14 protein-coding genes are annotated in these 16,606 nt (G+C 43.0%); 7 read left to right on the top strand and 7 right to left on the bottom strand.

What is annotated here, in order from left to right:
• Positions 1 to 14: 14 nt before the first annotated feature.
• Positions 15 to 2,408, bottom strand: a complete 2,394-nt coding sequence (locus AAEY99_RS08940; RefSeq protein WP_162023934.1) for a bifunctional aspartate kinase/homoserine dehydrogenase II — start codon at positions 2,406 to 2,408, stop codon at positions 15 to 17.
• A 131-nt stretch (positions 2,409 to 2,539) separates the two neighbouring features.
• On the bottom strand, positions 2,540 to 3,709 hold the full coding sequence (metB, locus tag AAEY99_RS08945; protein ID WP_351010142.1) for a cystathionine gamma-synthase: 1,170 nt from the start codon (positions 3,707 to 3,709) through the stop codon (positions 2,540 to 2,542).
• 208 nt (positions 3,710 to 3,917) lie between these two features.
• On the opposite strand from metB, the gene metJ reads away from it, so the two are divergent.
• The 5 genes from metJ (at position 3,918) to AAEY99_RS08970 (ending at position 9,051) form a co-directional block, all read left to right on the top strand.
• Positions 3,918 to 4,232, top strand: a complete 315-nt coding sequence (metJ, locus tag AAEY99_RS08950; RefSeq protein WP_011638970.1) for a met regulon transcriptional regulator MetJ — start codon at positions 3,918 to 3,920, stop codon at positions 4,230 to 4,232.
• A 75-nt stretch (positions 4,233 to 4,307) separates the two neighbouring features.
• Positions 4,308 to 5,048, top strand: a complete 741-nt coding sequence (locus tag AAEY99_RS08955; RefSeq protein WP_335691226.1) for a sulfite exporter TauE/SafE family protein — start codon at positions 4,308 to 4,310, stop codon at positions 5,046 to 5,048.
• A 356-nt stretch (positions 5,049 to 5,404) separates the two neighbouring features.
• Positions 5,405 to 5,734: a c-type cytochrome gene (locus tag AAEY99_RS08960; protein ID WP_101085111.1), complete on the top strand. Its 330-nt coding sequence runs from the start codon at positions 5,405 to 5,407 to the stop codon at positions 5,732 to 5,734.
• A gap of 147 nt (positions 5,735 to 5,881) precedes the next feature.
• Positions 5,882 to 7,594, top strand: coding sequence for a DUF3373 domain-containing protein (locus AAEY99_RS08965; RefSeq protein ID WP_351010146.1), 1,713 nt, complete (start codon positions 5,882 to 5,884; stop codon positions 7,592 to 7,594).
• A gap of 62 nt (positions 7,595 to 7,656) precedes the next feature.
• Positions 7,657 to 9,051, top strand: coding sequence for a tetrathionate reductase family octaheme c-type cytochrome (locus tag AAEY99_RS08970; protein ID WP_182744791.1), 1,395 nt, complete (start codon positions 7,657 to 7,659; stop codon positions 9,049 to 9,051).
• 94 nt (positions 9,052 to 9,145) lie between these two features.
• On the opposite strand, the gene AAEY99_RS08975 is transcribed toward AAEY99_RS08970, so the two are convergent.
• The 3 genes from AAEY99_RS08975 to AAEY99_RS08985 all read right to left on the bottom strand — a co-directional run bounded on the left by AAEY99_RS08975 (position 9,146) and on the right by AAEY99_RS08985 (position 12,086).
• Complete coding sequence (locus tag AAEY99_RS08975) at positions 9,146 to 10,126, bottom strand: pseudouridine synthase (protein ID WP_182744792.1); 981 nt, start codon at positions 10,124 to 10,126, stop codon at positions 9,146 to 9,148.
• A gap of 112 nt (positions 10,127 to 10,238) precedes the next feature.
• Positions 10,239 to 10,817 carry an LON peptidase substrate-binding domain-containing protein gene (locus AAEY99_RS08980; protein WP_351010151.1) on the bottom strand — a complete coding sequence of 193 codons (579 nt, stop codon included), beginning with the start codon at positions 10,815 to 10,817 and terminating at the stop codon, positions 10,239 to 10,241.
• A 213-nt stretch (positions 10,818 to 11,030) separates the two neighbouring features.
• Positions 11,031 to 12,086, bottom strand: coding sequence for an alpha/beta hydrolase (locus AAEY99_RS08985; protein WP_101085106.1), 1,056 nt, complete (start codon positions 12,084 to 12,086; stop codon positions 11,031 to 11,033).
• A 105-nt stretch (positions 12,087 to 12,191) separates the two neighbouring features.
• Here AAEY99_RS08985 and AAEY99_RS08990 point away from each other — a divergent pair, with 105 nt between their 5' ends.
• Both AAEY99_RS08990 and AAEY99_RS08995 read left to right on the top strand, forming a co-directional pair.
• Complete coding sequence (locus tag AAEY99_RS08990) at positions 12,192 to 12,653, top strand: NanQ anomerase/TabA/YiaL family protein (RefSeq protein WP_101085105.1); 462 nt, start codon at positions 12,192 to 12,194, stop codon at positions 12,651 to 12,653.
• Positions 12,654 to 13,025: 372 nt separating this feature from the next.
• Positions 13,026 to 13,949 carry a manganese-dependent inorganic pyrophosphatase gene (locus AAEY99_RS08995; RefSeq protein WP_351010156.1) on the top strand — a complete coding sequence of 308 codons (924 nt, stop codon included), beginning with the start codon at positions 13,026 to 13,028 and terminating at the stop codon, positions 13,947 to 13,949.
• A 98-nt stretch (positions 13,950 to 14,047) separates the two neighbouring features.
• Here AAEY99_RS08995 and AAEY99_RS09000 read toward each other — a convergent pair whose 3' ends face one another.
• Together AAEY99_RS09000 and AAEY99_RS09005 are read right to left on the bottom strand one after the other, a co-directional pair.
• Positions 14,048 to 14,452, bottom strand: coding sequence for a DUF1850 domain-containing protein (locus tag AAEY99_RS09000; RefSeq protein WP_350978906.1), 405 nt, complete (start codon positions 14,450 to 14,452; stop codon positions 14,048 to 14,050).
• Positions 14,452 to 16,485, bottom strand: coding sequence for a TRAP transporter permease (locus AAEY99_RS09005; protein WP_059745940.1), 2,034 nt, complete (start codon positions 16,483 to 16,485; stop codon positions 14,452 to 14,454). The genes AAEY99_RS09000 and AAEY99_RS09005 overlap by 1 nt, the downstream gene beginning before the upstream one ends.
• Positions 16,486 to 16,606 lie beyond the last annotated feature (121 nt).

Below are 16,606 nucleotides of genomic sequence, written 5' to 3' on the forward strand. Positions count from 1 at the left end.
CTTTTTTAACAAAACTACTCTTGCAACAAGTCTTTGCAAATATGCACCAAATCCGACTGCACAGCTGCAGCAGTCACCTCACGCCCAGCCCCTGGGCCGCGAATAATCAATGGATTACCTTGATAAAACGCACTGCGAATAACAAACACATTATCCCCTGGGGTTAAATTGGCATAAGGATGATTATTATCAACCCACTGCAAACCCACTTCAGCCTGTAACTTACCTTCCACTTTATCCAGCGAAGCCACATAACGTAGCACCTTGTTCTGTTCAGCCGCAGCGACATACTGCTGCAACAAATCATCGTCTAACTCACTGATGCGTGTTAAAAAATCTTCTAGTGACAACTCTGCTAAAGCTTGAGGTACTAATGAGTTAAGACTAATATCGTCTAGCTCTACCGCTAAACCAATCTCGCGAGCCAAGATTAACAACTTACGTTGCATATCGCGGCCAGATAAGTCATCGCGTGGATCAGGTTCAGTAATGCCTAAACTGCGAGCATGCAGTACTAATTCTGAGAACGGCTTACTGCCATCATAATTTTCGAACAACCAACATAACGTGCCCGAGAAAATACCACCCACAGCTTCAATAGTGTCACCACTATTACGTAAGTCATTTAACGCATGTTGAATAGGTAAACCTGCGCCACAGCTGGCGTTATAACGCCAAAATAAGCGGCGATTACTCAGCTGCTGCTTTAATTCACGATAAAATGGCAATGGCCCTGAGCCGGCTAATTTATTGGCACTTACCACATGAATACCACGGGCAAATAGCTCGGGATATTGTAAGGTTAAAGCAGCACTCGCACTGATATCTAAGGCGACAATTTCATCGCATGATAACTGCGCTAATTGATCAAAAAGCTGATCATAATCCCATTCAATACCTTGCTGTTGATAATCTTGCTGCCATTGTTCAAGGTTAATTCCGTCGTTAGAAATTAATGCTTTTTTCGAACCGACTAAACCAACAAGCTCAACAGAGGCTTCAAGTTCGTGATCTAATGCTGGACTGGCGCGTTTAAACAAATCAATCCACGCCTCACCAATGTTACCCACTCCCAGCAATAACACTCCAATACGCATTCTTGGTCCAGCACAACGACGATGTACTTTTTGGGTCAATAAACTCACTTGAGCTTGCGGGACTAAAGTGACCAAACTTAATGCATCTTGATAAATCGGTTTGGCATCACGGCTGAGTAGTCGGGCAAAACTGCGTCTAAAGTGATGAGCATCGGCACTGACTAATGCCACTAGGCCTAAGTCAGTTTGGGCACTCAACTCTTCAATCAAAAATTCACTGCTGTATTGAGTGAGTAAAGCTTGCACTTGTTTCTGGCTTTCAAGCGTTAACGCCAACTCAAACTTATGTTGTGCTAGCGACCAATAAGCTAACGGTGTGATACCTGCTTTATCCAAAATGGCCAACAATGGTTCAATGTCTGCGTTCATTTTAAAACTAAACAACACCACTTCATTTAAGTTAGTGACCACAGGCGCACTCGCTGATGAACTCAGTGGCGCGATTAAAGTAAAGTCGGTGTGTGAAGCATAGCTTGAGCGTACCGCTAGGCTCACGTCGGTATTAAATAACGGCTGTAAGGTACGAGAATGCAGTACAGGAGAGCCCAGGCGCGCTAAGCGGTCAGCTTCGGCTAATGACATACTCTTGAGTAATTTAGCATCATTAATTTTATTCGGGTCGGCGTTAAATACCCCTTCAACGTCGGTCCAAATGGTCACACGCTCAATGTCAGCTAAGCTGGCAATTAAGGTGGCACTAAAATCAGAACCATTGCGACCCAGCAATAAGGTATCGCCGTGGCGGTTAGCGCATATAAAGCCGGTGATCACTAAACGCTCTTGCGGGTGCAAGGCTAATAAGGCCTGTACCTTGTCACGAGACTCAGCCACTAAAATATTGGGTACGGCGCCTTCATCGGCTACCAAAATAGAGCACGCATCGACATGAGTCGCAGCTACGCCCATTTCTCGTAACAAAGCGGCCATTAAGCGCGCCGACCAACGTTCACCAAAACTCACCACTTGGTTTAATTGGTAATCGTTACGTTGCTCTAAAGATAATAAGCTGACTAACTGAGATTTGTCGGTAGACAAACGTTCGCGTAAATCACGCGCTTGCTCGTTTGATAATAATTGTTCAATTAACGTCTGCTGGTAACTGATCAGAATTTGCAGCTCTTCTTGCCACAACTGACCGCTGTCACGCAGGCTCAATAATTTGTATAAGAAGTTAGTCGTTTTTCCGGCGGCGGATACCACAACTAAATCATCACTCTGACCATGCGTAAGTAGAATATGTGCAACACGGCGATAGCAATCTGCATCCGCTAAACTTGAACCACCAAACTTATGTAAATGACTTCGCGTCATTACTGACTCCTTAAACAACTACGACTTTTGTTGCGACTGCTAGACTTCTATTTTGAAACCAATAGTGTTGCAAGTGCATGTTTTGCTATTTTACCCAATTTGGTCGAAACCACAGCTAACTTAAACTCGAATTAAGCTGATTTTATCGCGGCAACAGCTGCTAGGCCTGCTTGAATATCGGCCAAGAGGTCATCTGCATCTTCAATACCGACAGATAGTCTCAATAAAGTCTCTTTAATACCAGCCTCTTGCCTTGCTTGTGGGTCCATTGCTCTATGGGTCATGGTGGCCGGAACGGCGACTAAACTTTCCACTCCGCCTAAACTTTCGGCAACACTAAACAACGACAGCGCCTTTAAAAATGCCACCACTTCCGCTTCGCCGCCGATTAACTCAAAACTTAACATAGCGCCAAAGCCTTGTTGTTGTTTTGCCGCAATTTCGTGACCTAGATGGTCTTTTAAACCCGGATAATACACCTTGGCCACAACATCACTGGCGCTGAGTAACTCAACAATCTTTTGTGCATTACGTTGATGCTCACGAATTCGTACCGCTAAAGTACGTAAGCCTCGCAAGGTTAAATAACTGTCAAATGCTGAACCCGTAAGCCCAAGAGTATTTGACCACCAATGTAACAACTCACCCACTTGAGGATCTTTAGCCACTACCGCTCCACCGACCACATCGCTATGACCATTGATGTATTTGGTGGTTGAGTGAATAACAATGTCTGCACCTAATAATAATGGCTGCTGTAATATTGGTGATAAAAAGGTGTTATCGACTGTCACTAGCGCGCCAACGTCATGGCAAGCGATACTAATGGCATTAATGTCTACCACCCGCAATAAAGGATTCGATGGCGTTTCTAACCACACCATTTTCGGTTTTTGAGCTATCGCTTTGCTCAGCGCTTGCGCATCAGTTTGATCAACAACCAATAACTTAAATTGGCCTTTTTTGGCCAAGTTAGTAAATAAGCGGTAACTGCCACCATAACAATCGTGCGGCACAACCAATAAATCCTCTGGGCCAAGTAAGCTAGTCACCAATGTAATCGCCGCCATGCCGGTACATGTCACCACGCCGGTAGCACCTTGCTCGAGTTTGGCGAGTGCGTCACCTAAAATACATCGAGTAGGATTACCCGAACGACTGTAATCAAACTCGCGCGGATTATTGTGGCCATCGAATGAATAATTGGTCGATAAATAAATCGGTGGCACGATAGCACCATGTTGTGTGTCTGTTTCAATACCTTGGCGAACGGCCAATGTGGCGTTTTGATGCTTAGTCATGGTGACTCCTAAAATTTCACAAACACACAAAGAGATGTCTAGACGTCCAAATTTACCTAAGAGATCCCCATCCGTCAACTTAAATAGACGTTTAGACGTCTAAACATCAAGAAATCTATTTGCAATCGGGATTAAATAGTAGCAATAATTTGACTAGAGATTGTAACGGTTTAAAATCTGCAGCGTATTTATCGTTAAGGGTAAGTTAATGACTGAGTGGAATGGCGAATATATCAGCCCATATGCCGAGCACGGCAAAAAAAATGAACAAGTAAAAAAAATTACGGTTTCTATCCCTTTAAAAGTATTAAAAGTACTGACGGATGAGCGGACGCGTCGCCAGATAAATAATCTGCGCCATGCAACTAACAGTGAACTGCTATGCGAAGCATTTTTGCATGCGTACACAGGTCAACCATTACCTTATGACGGTGATCTATCAAAAGATCAGCCTGATAGCATTCCAAGTGAAGCGAAAAAGTTAATGGATGATATGGGTATCGAGTGGGAAGAGCTCGAATAATTCACTGATTAGTCAATACCTCACAGACTTTGAAACGACCCTAATAAGAAGTCGTCATGTTTTTAAAGAGAACTTATGATGTCATTTATCGATCCAACGACCTTGATACTGGCATCAATTATCGTGTTTTTTGGCGCGCTAACCCAAAGCTTAATTGGCTTTGGGTTAGCCGTTGTTGCTAGCCCGCTGCTGTATATTGTTAATCCTCAATTAGTTCCTGTTCCTATTATTGTTATGGGCTTTGCCATTTCTGCAATGACCTTATTTAGAGAACGCGGTCACCTACAATTTAATGGTTTGCAATATGCCTTACTCGGGCGGATCCCTGGGGGGTTTTTAGGCGCTGGATTATTGCTGTTTGCCCCACAAGCCATACTCGGCTTAGTGATTGCAGGCATTGTGTTTATTGCTGTTATTCTTAGCATTTTTCGCTTTACCGCCCCCATTAATCGCCTCAGTTTATTTATCGCTGGGGTATTTTCAGGCATATTTGGCAATATTGCTGCTATCGGTGGTCCACCAATGGCCATTTTGCTTGCAGGCCAAGACCCAAGTCAGTTTAGAGCGGCATTATCTGCCTTTTTCGTGTTTAGCTCATTAATTGCCTTAGCTATTCTAACCATCGTCGGCTTAGTTGAAGTGAAGCATTTATGGCTATCACTGCTATTATTGCCTTCAGTCGTTGCTGGTTATCTTGTCTCAGGTAGATTAATTGGCCGCGTTGATAAAGATAAAACCCGCATAGTCACCTTAGTGTTATGTAGTATTAGTGCCACTGTATTAGTGATTATGTCGACCAACACGTTAATGAGCTAATCAGCTATTCTGTACCTGTAAACAAAACCAGCCATCAATGGGCTTGTTCGCTAATAATGATTAAAATCTTCCCCTTCTATTTATCAAGCAGTCTATTTCTCACCTAAAAACGCCATCAATAAGTATCAAAAAAACCACTTTTATCTCCTCTAGCAAAATCCTCATCTTGGCGCAATAGATCCACATCACACTAGTTCATTAGATTTCTTTCAATTAACTTTTTTTCAATTAGATTTTTCTCATGGATATGATCTACTTCAAATTAACACTACTCACTTTTAGGTAACATTGTTTACAGCAAAGAAATAATTAAATGCTGTTAATGCACAACCCTAATAAGCCCGACAGAGGACAAAATGATGAACACTTACATTAAAGTTGGTATCGCAGTTGCTATGGCATTATCACTTGGCACCCAAGTGATGGCCGCAGATGGTGGTAATCCTAAAAAAGGTAAGCACCTGTACAAAAAAGAATGTAAAGCCTGCCACAGCGCTAACAGTGAAGGTCCTGAATTAACCCCAATGACCAAAACCATGAGCCAATGGGATCGTTTTTTCACCCGTGATAAGCACAAAGCCAAACCTGCCGTTTTTGAAGCCTTATCAGAAAAAGACATAAAAGACATTCAACAGTTCTTATATGACCACGCCGCCGATTCAGACCAACCAGCTACCTGCGGCTAAATCATCAATGCTGAGTATCTTTTCGTTCTAAAAGAAACATCAGCCAATAAACCAAACGAAAAACTGTGAGGCTTAGCCTCAGGGATTCTGACACAAAAAATTTGCCAAATTGACCTTGTTAGTTGGCAAATAAAGGGGAGAAAGACCATGAGAACTCTCATCTCAATATTAGTGGCTAACGCGCTCTTTATGAGCGGCGCAAGCCTAGCAGCAGATACCGATGCACAAAAAATTGCCGACCTTAAACAGCAACTCGCTACTATTAATGAAGATCTTGATGATTTAAATTCACGAGTTGACAAAACCGAGCGTCACACAGCCTTAGACAGAATAGCCATTACGGGTGATTTTAGAACTAAAGCACATTCATTACATTATCAAAACGTCACTTGGAACCCAGCCATGAACGTTAACTTTTCTGACTTTGGCGCTAAAGCCATGTCAGGAGTGTTTGGCGATCCAAACAGTGCTACCTCACCTTTAGGCCAAATGATGATGGCAAACCCTGATTTAGCTAGCGCGTTTCAAAGCGGTATGCTTCAAGGCGTTATGCCAATGTTGTTAGGCCAAAAAACCCAACAAGACATTGATAATGATATATTTTACACAACTCGTTTACGCCTAAACATTGACGCCAAAGTGTGGGATAACGTCAGCTTTGCAGGACGCTTAACCATGTTTAAGAGCTGGGGAGACTCTGCTGGGGTTAAAGTATTCGACTCATGGAATTCATTCACCATGGACGGCACCAGTAGCGGTAGCACCAGTGGTGATGAGTTAAAAGTAGAGCGCGCCTATTTTAATTGGAAAGACATTAACGGCAGTGGCACTTACCTTTCTATTGGACGTCGTCCTTCAACGTACGGTCCACCAAATCATTATCGTGAAAATGAACTCAGAGGCGGCACGCCATCTGGTCACTTAGTCAATTTCAACTTTGATGGTCTTACCTTAGGTTACAACTTGGGTGATATCACCGGTATTGAAGGCCAAACAGTGCGTTTTTGCTATGGTCAAGGCTTTGAGTCACAGTACGGCAATGGCGAATTATTTGGTGACATCATCACTAAAGATACCCACCTCGGCGGGTTTAATATCGACGTGATTAATGACGGTAACCATTTCTTACAGTTCACTTTATTCGGTGCTAAAGATGTCAATGATGGCTTTACGGGCACCATGGCATTCCCTACTCAACTGGCGGGTATCTTTGCCCCAACCATGTATCAAGACATGCAAAAATTCGACAACTTTAACTTCGTCACCCGCGTACAACCAAGCGGTGTCATTGGTGATATGTACTTAGGTGGCCTAGGTTATGCCTATGAAACCGATGACGACCTGAAAATGTTTGCCTCATTAGGATGGACTCGTGCTGAACCTAACGGCAATGCTGGTTTGTTCGGTGGCATGTTAAGCGATGCAGTATTTGAAGCAGAGTTGAACAGCACTGGAACTGAAATCATTATGGTGCCAAAAGAAACCGTTGATAGCGACACCAAAGATGGTTACGGCATTTATGTGGGCATGCAAATTCCTGCACCATACGGCAAATTCGGTTTGGAATATAACTACGGTTCTAAATACTGGAGTCCCTTCACCCAAGCACAAGACGACCCAATCGGCAGTAAGTTAGCCACTCGCGGCCACGTTGCCGAAGCTTATTATATCTTTGATATTAATCCAAAAATGTTTATCAAGTTAGCCGGTTTGTATTACGACTATGAATATACCGGAAGTGGCTCACCAGTAGGTGCACCGATGAAGGTTGACGATGTGATTGCCGGTAGCGCGTACTCAATGTTGCCCGTTGTTGACACCGCCTATGACGTCAATGCCTCACTGACCGTTAACTTCTAACGCTAACTTAACCTTCTAACTTGGCCCCCCTGAGCACAAGCTCAGGGGTAAGGACAAATATCATGAAACTATTATCAGCACTGGCTGTATTACTGTTATTAAGCAGTAGCGCACAGGCTGCCTTTAACCACAAAGAGGCGCTGAAAGGGCCTTTTGCTAATGGCCCTGAAGTGACGACACAATGCTTAACCTGCCATAAAGAACATGCTGAAGAGTTTATGAAATCTTCACATTGGACTTGGGAGTTAGAGCAAAAACTACCTGACCGCACAGTGATGCGTGGTAAAAAGAACAGCATTAACAACTTTTGTGTATCGATATCGGGTAACGAACCGCGTTGTACCAGTTGTCATGCCGGTTATGGTTGGAAAGATTCTACATTCGACTTTAAAGACATGACCAAAGTCGATTGCTTAGTCTGTCACGACACCACAGGAACTTACATTAAAGATCCTGCGGGCGCAGGCGAGGCCTTAGCAAGAGTCAATTTAGCCAATGTTGCCCAAAATGTGGGTGCTCCCGTGCGTGACAATTGCGGCAGTTGCCACTTTTACGGTGGCGGCGGTGATGCGGTTAAACACGGCGATTTAGACTCATCAATGTCTTATCCAGACAAAGCGACCGATGTCCACATGGATACCGATGGCAATGACTTCCAGTGTCAAACTTGTCACGTTACTGAAAATCATCAAATTACCGGTAACTCGATGGGCGTATCACCTGGTGGTGAAAACAAAATTGGTTGTGTAAATTGCCATGATGCTGCGCCTCACAAAAATAAAAAGCTCAATACACACACAGCAACTGTAGCGTGTCAGACTTGTCACATACCATCATTTGCTAAAAATGAACCCACCAAAATGCGTTGGGATTGGTCACAGGCAGGTCAAGATCTTCCTGAAACAACAGACCAATACGGCAAGCACACCTTTATGAAAAAGAAAGGCAGCTTTATTTGGCAAAAAGACGTTAAACCACAATATGCCTGGTTTAATGGCCGCGCCGATGCGTATATGGCTGGCGATAAAATGGACCCAACTAAAACGGTTAAATTAGCTTATCCATTAGGTGATATTCGCGACCCTAAAGCTAAAATCTACCCATTTAAAGTGCACACGGGTAAGCAAATCTATGATACTAAACTCAATATTCTAATAACCCCTAAAACGTACGGTGAAGGTGGCTACTGGGATAAGTTTGATTGGGACTTAGCTGCCAAATTAGGCATGGAAGCTAACCCAACCATGATAGAGAAAGGACTTAAATACAGTGGCCAGCATGGTTTTGTTGAAACTGAGATGTGGTGGCGCATCAACCACATGGTGTCACCAAAAGACAAGGCACTACAGTGTAATGACTGCCACAACAAAGGCGAGCGTTTAGACTGGAAAGCCCTTGGTTATGATGGCGACCCAATGAAAAATCGTAAAGGTATTAAACATACTAAAGCTGACTAATACTCAGATAAGCTCACTGCAACAGCAATAAGCTGATACAAAAAAACCGCTATCGACTTTACGATGGCGGTTTTTTTATTCGCTAAATAACCAACTAAAAATCCAAACCTTGGCACTGAAAATCTTGTTCAATAGCACTGATTGGATCGGTAAAGCGCAACCGTTTAGCCAACAATTGCAATGGTTTATCAAAGTTGTCCGGCCCTTTAGGTTGTAGCACTGGATAAAAGCGGTCGTGTAAAATCGGCATGCCTAAACTTTGCATATGTACACGTAATTGATGAGTTTTACCGGTAATCGGACTTAACTCAAATAAGCCAAAACCATTTTTTACCGCCACTAAACTGATTTCAGAATGACTATTCGCCTCGCCTTCAACCACCTGCATGGTAAAGCTTGGATTTGCCGCCACAATACGATTTTGAACAGTCCAATGAATAGGAAGCGTACAAGTATTATCGGCTAATTCACTCACCAACCTAGGCGTTAATTTAGCGATGGCCTGATAATCTTTAGTGATCTTGTCATCTAAAAATAGTTGATGATATGCATGGCGTGTTTGCGGATTGAGCGTCATTAACATCACCCCAGCCGTATCTTTATCGAGCCTGTGCGCCGGTGCGACCGTATCTATTTGAGTGGCGATACGTAAGCGATGCACTAAACATTCATTGACGTAATTTCCGCCTGGGGTAACAGGTAAAAAATGCGGTTTATAAACCACAATGGTATCAAGATCTTGATACAACACCTGCTCAGCAAAAGGCACTTTCGTTTCGGCCAGCACTTCGCGGTAATAATACACTTTGGCAGTGGCTTGATAGACACTGTCTGCGGTAATTAACTCACCATTTTGCCAATGAACTTTGCCATCTTTGATCCGTTGCTGCCACACACTGGCATCGATTTGCTTAAAATGATCGACCAAAAACTCAACTACTGTGTGGTATTGCTTACCTGCTAATTCATTAGCACGCGGCAACACAATATACGAAGGCTGAGCGGCAATGGCAGCGCTTGGTGTTTGGGAAGAGGATTGAGGATGATCCGCAGTGTAGTTTGATGAATTAGGCATAAACAACTTGGCTATATAAAGATGAAGGTAAGGTTCAAACGAGAAGGTATCTTATCAGGCTAGGCCGAAAATGTATCTTGATTATCTCGATACCGATAACACAATATTGCGCTTATACATCCACGTGAGATTTTAGTAATTGCAGCACAAAATCCATGGTTTTATGGCAATTAGGTTGTTCAACTAAAATCAGCTTATCACGGTTATACATAGGTAAAACCTCTAACCAACGCTGACTCACCCAAGCGGCATCTTCTAAATGCGTTTGTGAATACAATTCCAGTAAATCTGGATTCACTTGATAAAATTGTTCAAGTGCGGCGCTGATAATTTCAAACTCACCCGCAATGGGCTCATGGCACCAATTAGCGCAAGGGAGCGCACGAGCAATCCAACAACCATCTCGTTTTTGCGCGGCAGATAAAATTTTAAGACGCTGTGTTCCCTCAACAACGATGCTTAAAGAATTATCATCTAACTGGTTGAAATCAATAATATTGCATTGGGTTGCTGCAATATAACAAGGCAGTTCGCTATTCACTTTCAATGGCGCAAATGCTAAACCATAGTGACCTTTTAATACATCGGCAACCATGGCTAAATCACTCGGTGCCACAACTCGAATTTCAAGTCGTCCACCGGGTAATAGCACTGCATCTTGAATCAGTAATGCTACTTCTTTTGTTTGCATAACAGCCTCCTACACCATAGGTGAAGTTACTGAACCAAAGTCAAATCAATGAAACAAGTGTAGCAGTGGTTAATTATTCAACAACTTAAGCAGCATAATATAATGCTTACTACCGACATAACCACCCGTTTTCGCTACACCCTACTCCAATAGACCTTAATCAATACGACTATCTTTCAAAAAAAGTACAAAAAACATTCAATTTATTGGATCTTATAAACGCTCAATACGATCCATAATAGTGCCGGAAGCGACAATCTCAGCAAACTCGTCAGCTAATACCTGGCTTTGTTGCACGCTTTGCTGCCAATAAGCAATTCGACTTTCAGTATCTAAATTTTTAAAGTCTTCACGGTCAGGAATTTTACTAAACGGTAAGCTTGCAATAAATTGCTTACTCGGTGCTAAAATTAATCCATTGTGATAATTCGCTTTCGCTTTACGCCACAACAAGGATTTATCAAACCAACCAGGGCTCATGTACGGATAAAAGTGCGGATACAAACTTAACCCTGTCGCAGCGGGTAATGGCATATCAAAATGATAATCGGTTATGCCTCCATCGTAATAATGGCCTTTTGGCGAGCCTTGCAGATCTTTTACCGGATCGAGCAATAGCGGGATAGATCCTGTCGCTAGTAATCCATGACGGATATTGTCTTGAGTTAACTCGACATGTTTGGTGGGCAAATCTTTCAAACGTCTAAAAGGTGATGCGGCGTCTTTATGACTTAAAATAACCCGCTCGAAGTGCCAGCCTAAGCTTTTTCGATTGATGACATTACTTACCGCTGCCATCGATAATCCCATCATTAAGCCAAATTTGGCATGAATGCGGTTTAAATGACGGGCACGGCAGGCCACCATATGATGACGAATTAACGGATTAGCAATAATATCCGCGCCTTGCTGTTCACCTAAAATGCCATCAACAATTTGCAATACTTGGGCACTGACTTGTTCACGCGTCGGCTTTTTTTCGTAATTTTGATGAATATAAAAATGTTCTAAACGTTCATAAGCCGCTAATGGATCTTGTTGCGCCATACAAGCTAAACGCCACGCACCCGACGATGCGCCCATAGTATAAAGAGGATCTTCGCGCCCCTGAAAAAACTCACTAAATAAATATTTATCTAAGCCTGCTATCGCCAGCCACTTAGGCCCGCCTGATGCAGCAAAGAGCTGAGTAAATAATGATTGATCTAAGCCATTCGCTTCTAGTTGTTCGTAAGCCGTTGGTCCAGCAAGTAAACGTAATGCAGGCAATGTACAATCCTTCTTATATTTGTAATGCTGTTATCTTTGTAAAACTGTATGCTTTAGCGCTAACACGCTAGCATATTTTTATGGTTCTTATCTTACGGAATTTTTATGATTGTTGATACTTTAGCAAATCGCCACCTATACACTCAACTTAGCCCGAGATTAGCCAAAGCATTAGCTCATCTCGCGGACACCGACTTTAGCCAGCTTGAAGTGGGCAACTATCCGCTTGAAGGAAAAGACATTTTCGTTATCGTCAATGACTATGAAACTAAGCCTAAAGAGATCGAACCCTTTGAAGTTCATCAACAGTATATTGATGTGCAGTATGTGGTTAGCGGTGAAGAAGAATTTGGCTATTTACCGTTAGCCAATCAAACGCCTTCTAAGCCTTATTTTGACAAGCATGACTATGCTGAATACGACTATGAATCTAACAAAGATGATGCGGCATTTATTCCGCTAAAAGCGGGCATGTTTGCATTATTTTTTCCTGGTGACATCCATATGCCGGGCACCAGCCCTACACCACAAAAAGTCCGCAAAGTGGTGATAAAGATACGGGTATAACCTTAAAACATGACCAACGCTCAGTCCTACTACTGAGTTATGAGTAAGACATCGCTATTTGATAGAAGTCTGCTAAAGTTAATTCGAGCACAAGAAGCACCTCGACAGAGCACTTGAGATAGTCTCAATAGAACACTGAAACAGACTTCAATATCATTGTTATACCCAAGCTAAAGACAAATATGCACTTACCCTGTGTAAAATAGAAAAAGCCCCGAGACTCTCCGCTCGGGGCCTTTTTTTGTCAATTAAACACGCATATCATCATGGATAACACTCATGTGGTAAGTTGAACCGTTGAAGTGGTATTTTTTAATGCGATGAAGATCAATTCTTGTTAAAATCAGGGCAACTTTATAGGAGAGTCTTTCAATGGCAATGTATGTAGTGGGTCACAAGATCCCTGATTCAGATTCAATTTGTGGTGCTATAGCATTAGCATATTTAAAAAACCAAATCGATGAACCGGCAATTGCAGCCCGTTTAGGCGAGCTATCACCAGAAACCGCATTTATTTTAGAAAAATTTGGTTTTGAAGCACCAGAATATAAAACCAGTTACGCTGGTGAAGAAGTCTATATTGTTGACCATTCAGAAATGACTCAAGCGCCAGATGATATCGCTCAAGCGACTATCGTCGGTATTGTCGACCACCACAAATTAGGCGACCTAACCACTTCTACTCCACTAGAATGTTGGATCCGTCCAGTAGGTTGCAGCAACACCGTCATTAAAATGATGTTCGATTTCTACCAAGTAGAAATTCCAGCAAACATCGCTGGTATCATGATGTGCGCCATCTTAAGTGACACGGTTATTTTCAAATCTCCAACCTGTACCACTGCCGATATCCGTTGCGTTGAAGCGTTAGCAAAAATCGCCGGTGTAGAAGACTTTAAAGAACTCGGCATGGACATGTTTAAAGTAAAATCAGCAGTTGCAGGCACGCCAGCGCGTGACCTTGTTATGCGTGACTTTAAAGACTTCAACATGAACGGTAACCTAGTGGGTATTGGCCAATTAGAAGTTATCGATTTGTCTGTATTTGACGACATCAAAGCTGACCTAGAAGCAGATATTGCTAAATTGAAAGTTGAAGGCAATCGTCACAGCGTATTATTGCTGCTAACCGATATCATGAAAGAAGGTTCAGAAATGTTAGTTGTTTCTGATTCAGCAGACTTAACTGAGCGCGCTTACGGTAAACCTACCGTTGATGGTCGCGTGTGGTTAGACGGCGTATTAAGCCGTAAAAAACAAGTTGTACCTGCACTGCAAGATGCCTTTGCAAAGTAACTCGATGTAAACATCTCAAATAAAGAAAAAGCTGAATCAATTGATTCAGCTTTTTTTATGTCTAAATACATCTTATTGGCATGATTAACACACCAAACTCATACTGGTATATCACAACCCCATAGCTCAATGGAGGGCTGCTCAGTGGTAGGCTCACCCACCCAATAACTCATAGAATGGCATTGTTGCCCAGCCTGAGTCGATGACACACATAGCTGATAATCGCCTGCTTCTGGCGTGCGGCCCAACTTTAGCATTGGCAAAATAGGTAAATGCGGTTTGTAGTGCCAACTGCCATCTTTTAACACCGCATCGGCAGGGATTTCCATTCCTGCGCCACTGCCTTTTACCCTTGCTTGTTCTAAAATAAAACCTTCATTAGTTAATCGATAATCTTCGGCCCAACGAATTTTCTCAATTGTGTGAGTCCAAGACAATGTCATCTGTTCAGCAGGCACTTGAGCCCAAATCGTGCCTGCTAAACCCAAACATAGCCCTAGCATTATTCGCCCTGCGCTAAACGTTTTAGCTTACGTGCACGCCATACGTGGTGCAAAATAAACGCCAGTGCCAAACCAAAACCTAACTCATCACTCAGCGGTGTCGCCATAATCAAACAGCCACCAGCAATAAAGCCTAAAACACGTTCCCACCAATATAGGTTTTGTAATAAGTAGCCGGTAAATATCACGCCCCAAATACCAATAGCCACCGTCGCTTTAAGGACCACATAAACCGTTTCTAGCACACCACCACTTTGGAGCATTAACGCAGGGTCGTACACCGCCATAAACGGAATAATAAACCCAGCAATGGCAATGCGAATGGCCCATAAACTGATTTTTAAGCCTTTCTCTTTAGCGATTGGCGCCGCGGCGAAACACGCTAGGGCAACTGGCGGTGTAAGGTCTGCCATAATGCCAAAATAAAACACAAACATGTGCGACACAATTAACGGCACACCTAAATCCAGTAACGCTGGCGCGGCAATTGAGCTGGTAATAATGTAGTTAGGAATGGTCGGGATCCCCATACCTAATACCAAACACGTCACCATCGTCAGCACTAAAGACAAAAATAAGTTATCTTGGCCGACAGCCAGAATATAGCCGGCAAACGTTGAAGCAATACCGGTTAGTGACACAACACCAATAATCACGCCCACTAGCGCACAAGCAATACCTACAGGTACAGCATGGCGTGCACCTTCAACTAATGCATGCAAACATAATGTGAGAGTTTCTTTACCACCTTTAACAAACCAACAAACCACCACCAGCATGGCAATAACGCCAAACATAACCCCAATACCTAACTGGAAAAAGCCTGCGCATATCACCCCTAATGCTATCCAAAAAGCAAACCGCATAGCAGCTGATGATAGATTGAGAATTATGGCCGAACCTAAAATCACAATCGCAGTCAGTGCTAAGCCAACCATGCCGGAAAACAGCGGTGTACGACCGGAAAACAACAAACCAATCAAAATAAATAGTGGAATTAATAAGTACCAACGCAACTTAATTGCTGCCCACGGATCTGGACATTGGTCTTTAGGTAAACCAGATAAATTGGCGCGTTTAGCTTCTAAATGCACCATCCAGAACACCGAACAAAAATACAATACCGCGGGGATCATTGCCGCTTTAGCTATTTCAATAAATTGCACATTAATGGTTTCAGCCATAATAAAGGCTACGGCGCCCATAATCGGCGGCATAATTTGGCTGCCCATACTGGATGTGGCTTCTACACCCCCCGCAAAAGCAGACCGATAACCAAAACGCTTCATTAGCGGAATAGTAAATTGGCCAGTGGTGACCACATTGGCAACCCCCGAACCGGTAATGGTGCCCATGAGTGCTGAAGACACCACCGACACTTTTGCAGGCCCACCCACTTTATGGCCAAATAAGCCCATAGCAAAGTCGGTAAATAAGCGGATCATTCCAGCTTGCTCTAAAAAGGCCCCAAACAGAATAAACAAGAAAATATAGGTCGCTGATACATAAGTTGGCGTGCCATATAAGCCTTCGGTACCAAAGGCCAACTGGTTAACTATTTGGTCGAAACCATAACCTCGATGCATCAACTCACCGGGTAAATACTCGCCAAATAAACCATAAGCCAAAAAAATACCACATATAATCGGCAGGGCTATTCCCATCACTCGTCTTGCGGCTTCAAACACTAAAGCGACTAACACCACACCAATAATCATGTCATTTTGGGTTAAATCACCAGAACGTTGAATTAAGTCTGCTTCGAACACCCATTGATAAACCGCGGTTGCCATACCCGCTAAACCGAGTATCCATGCCAAAGGTTGCCATGGCTGACTCTTGCCTATACCTGGGTAGCTAATAAACACCACTAATAATAAAAAACCCACGTGTACGGCGCGCAATACTTGTGTCGAAACTGGATGAAATGCCGCGGTGGTAATTTGGAAAATAGAAAAAATTAATGCTACTGCAAACAAGGCTTTCGGCCAGTTGCGAGTATCGGCACTTAAGCCCTGCTCTGGTTCGGTAATTTGGGTTGGATCGCTCATGGTATGCCTCGACACTTACTACAACTAAATAACCTCAGCTCAGAAAAATGAGTGGACTAAAAATGACGTTGACTCAATTAGTCACTCTTGATCTAAAACAGAA

The organism is Shewanella sp. S1-58-MNA-CIBAN-0166, from assembly GCF_040310085.1.
Classification (GTDB): Bacteria; Pseudomonadota; Gammaproteobacteria; order Enterobacterales; family Shewanellaceae; genus Shewanella.

What these genes read in the sequence shown, in the direction of transcription:
- AAEY99_RS08975 (WP_182744792.1), bottom strand. Translation starts at nt 10,126, where the DNA reads ATGCCTAATTCATCAAACTACACTGCGGATCATCCTCAATCCTCTTCC.
- AAEY99_RS08990 (WP_101085105.1), top strand. Translation starts at nt 12,192, where the DNA reads ATGATTGTTGATACTTTAGCAAATCGCCACCTATACACTCAACTTAGC.
- AAEY99_RS08965 (WP_351010146.1), top strand. Translation starts at nt 5,882, where the DNA reads ATGAGAACTCTCATCTCAATATTAGTGGCTAACGCGCTCTTTATGAGC.
- AAEY99_RS08970 (WP_182744791.1), top strand. Translation starts at nt 7,657, where the DNA reads ATGAAACTATTATCAGCACTGGCTGTATTACTGTTATTAAGCAGTAGC.
- AAEY99_RS08960 (WP_101085111.1), top strand. Translation starts at nt 5,405, where the DNA reads ATGATGAACACTTACATTAAAGTTGGTATCGCAGTTGCTATGGCATTA.
- metJ (WP_011638970.1), top strand. Translation starts at nt 3,918, where the DNA reads ATGACTGAGTGGAATGGCGAATATATCAGCCCATATGCCGAGCACGGC.
- AAEY99_RS08980 (WP_351010151.1), bottom strand. Translation starts at nt 10,817, where the DNA reads ATGCAAACAAAAGAAGTAGCATTACTGATTCAAGATGCAGTGCTATTA.
- metB (WP_351010142.1), bottom strand. Translation starts at nt 3,709, where the DNA reads ATGACTAAGCATCAAAACGCCACATTGGCCGTTCGCCAAGGTATTGAA.
- AAEY99_RS08940 (WP_162023934.1), bottom strand. Translation starts at nt 2,408, where the DNA reads ATGACGCGAAGTCATTTACATAAGTTTGGTGGTTCAAGTTTAGCGGAT.
- AAEY99_RS09000 (WP_350978906.1), bottom strand. Translation starts at nt 14,452, where the DNA reads ATGCTAGGGCTATGTTTGGGTTTAGCAGGCACGATTTGGGCTCAAGTG.
- AAEY99_RS08995 (WP_351010156.1), top strand. Translation starts at nt 13,026, where the DNA reads ATGGCAATGTATGTAGTGGGTCACAAGATCCCTGATTCAGATTCAATT.
- AAEY99_RS08955 (WP_335691226.1), top strand. Translation starts at nt 4,308, where the DNA reads ATGATGTCATTTATCGATCCAACGACCTTGATACTGGCATCAATTATC.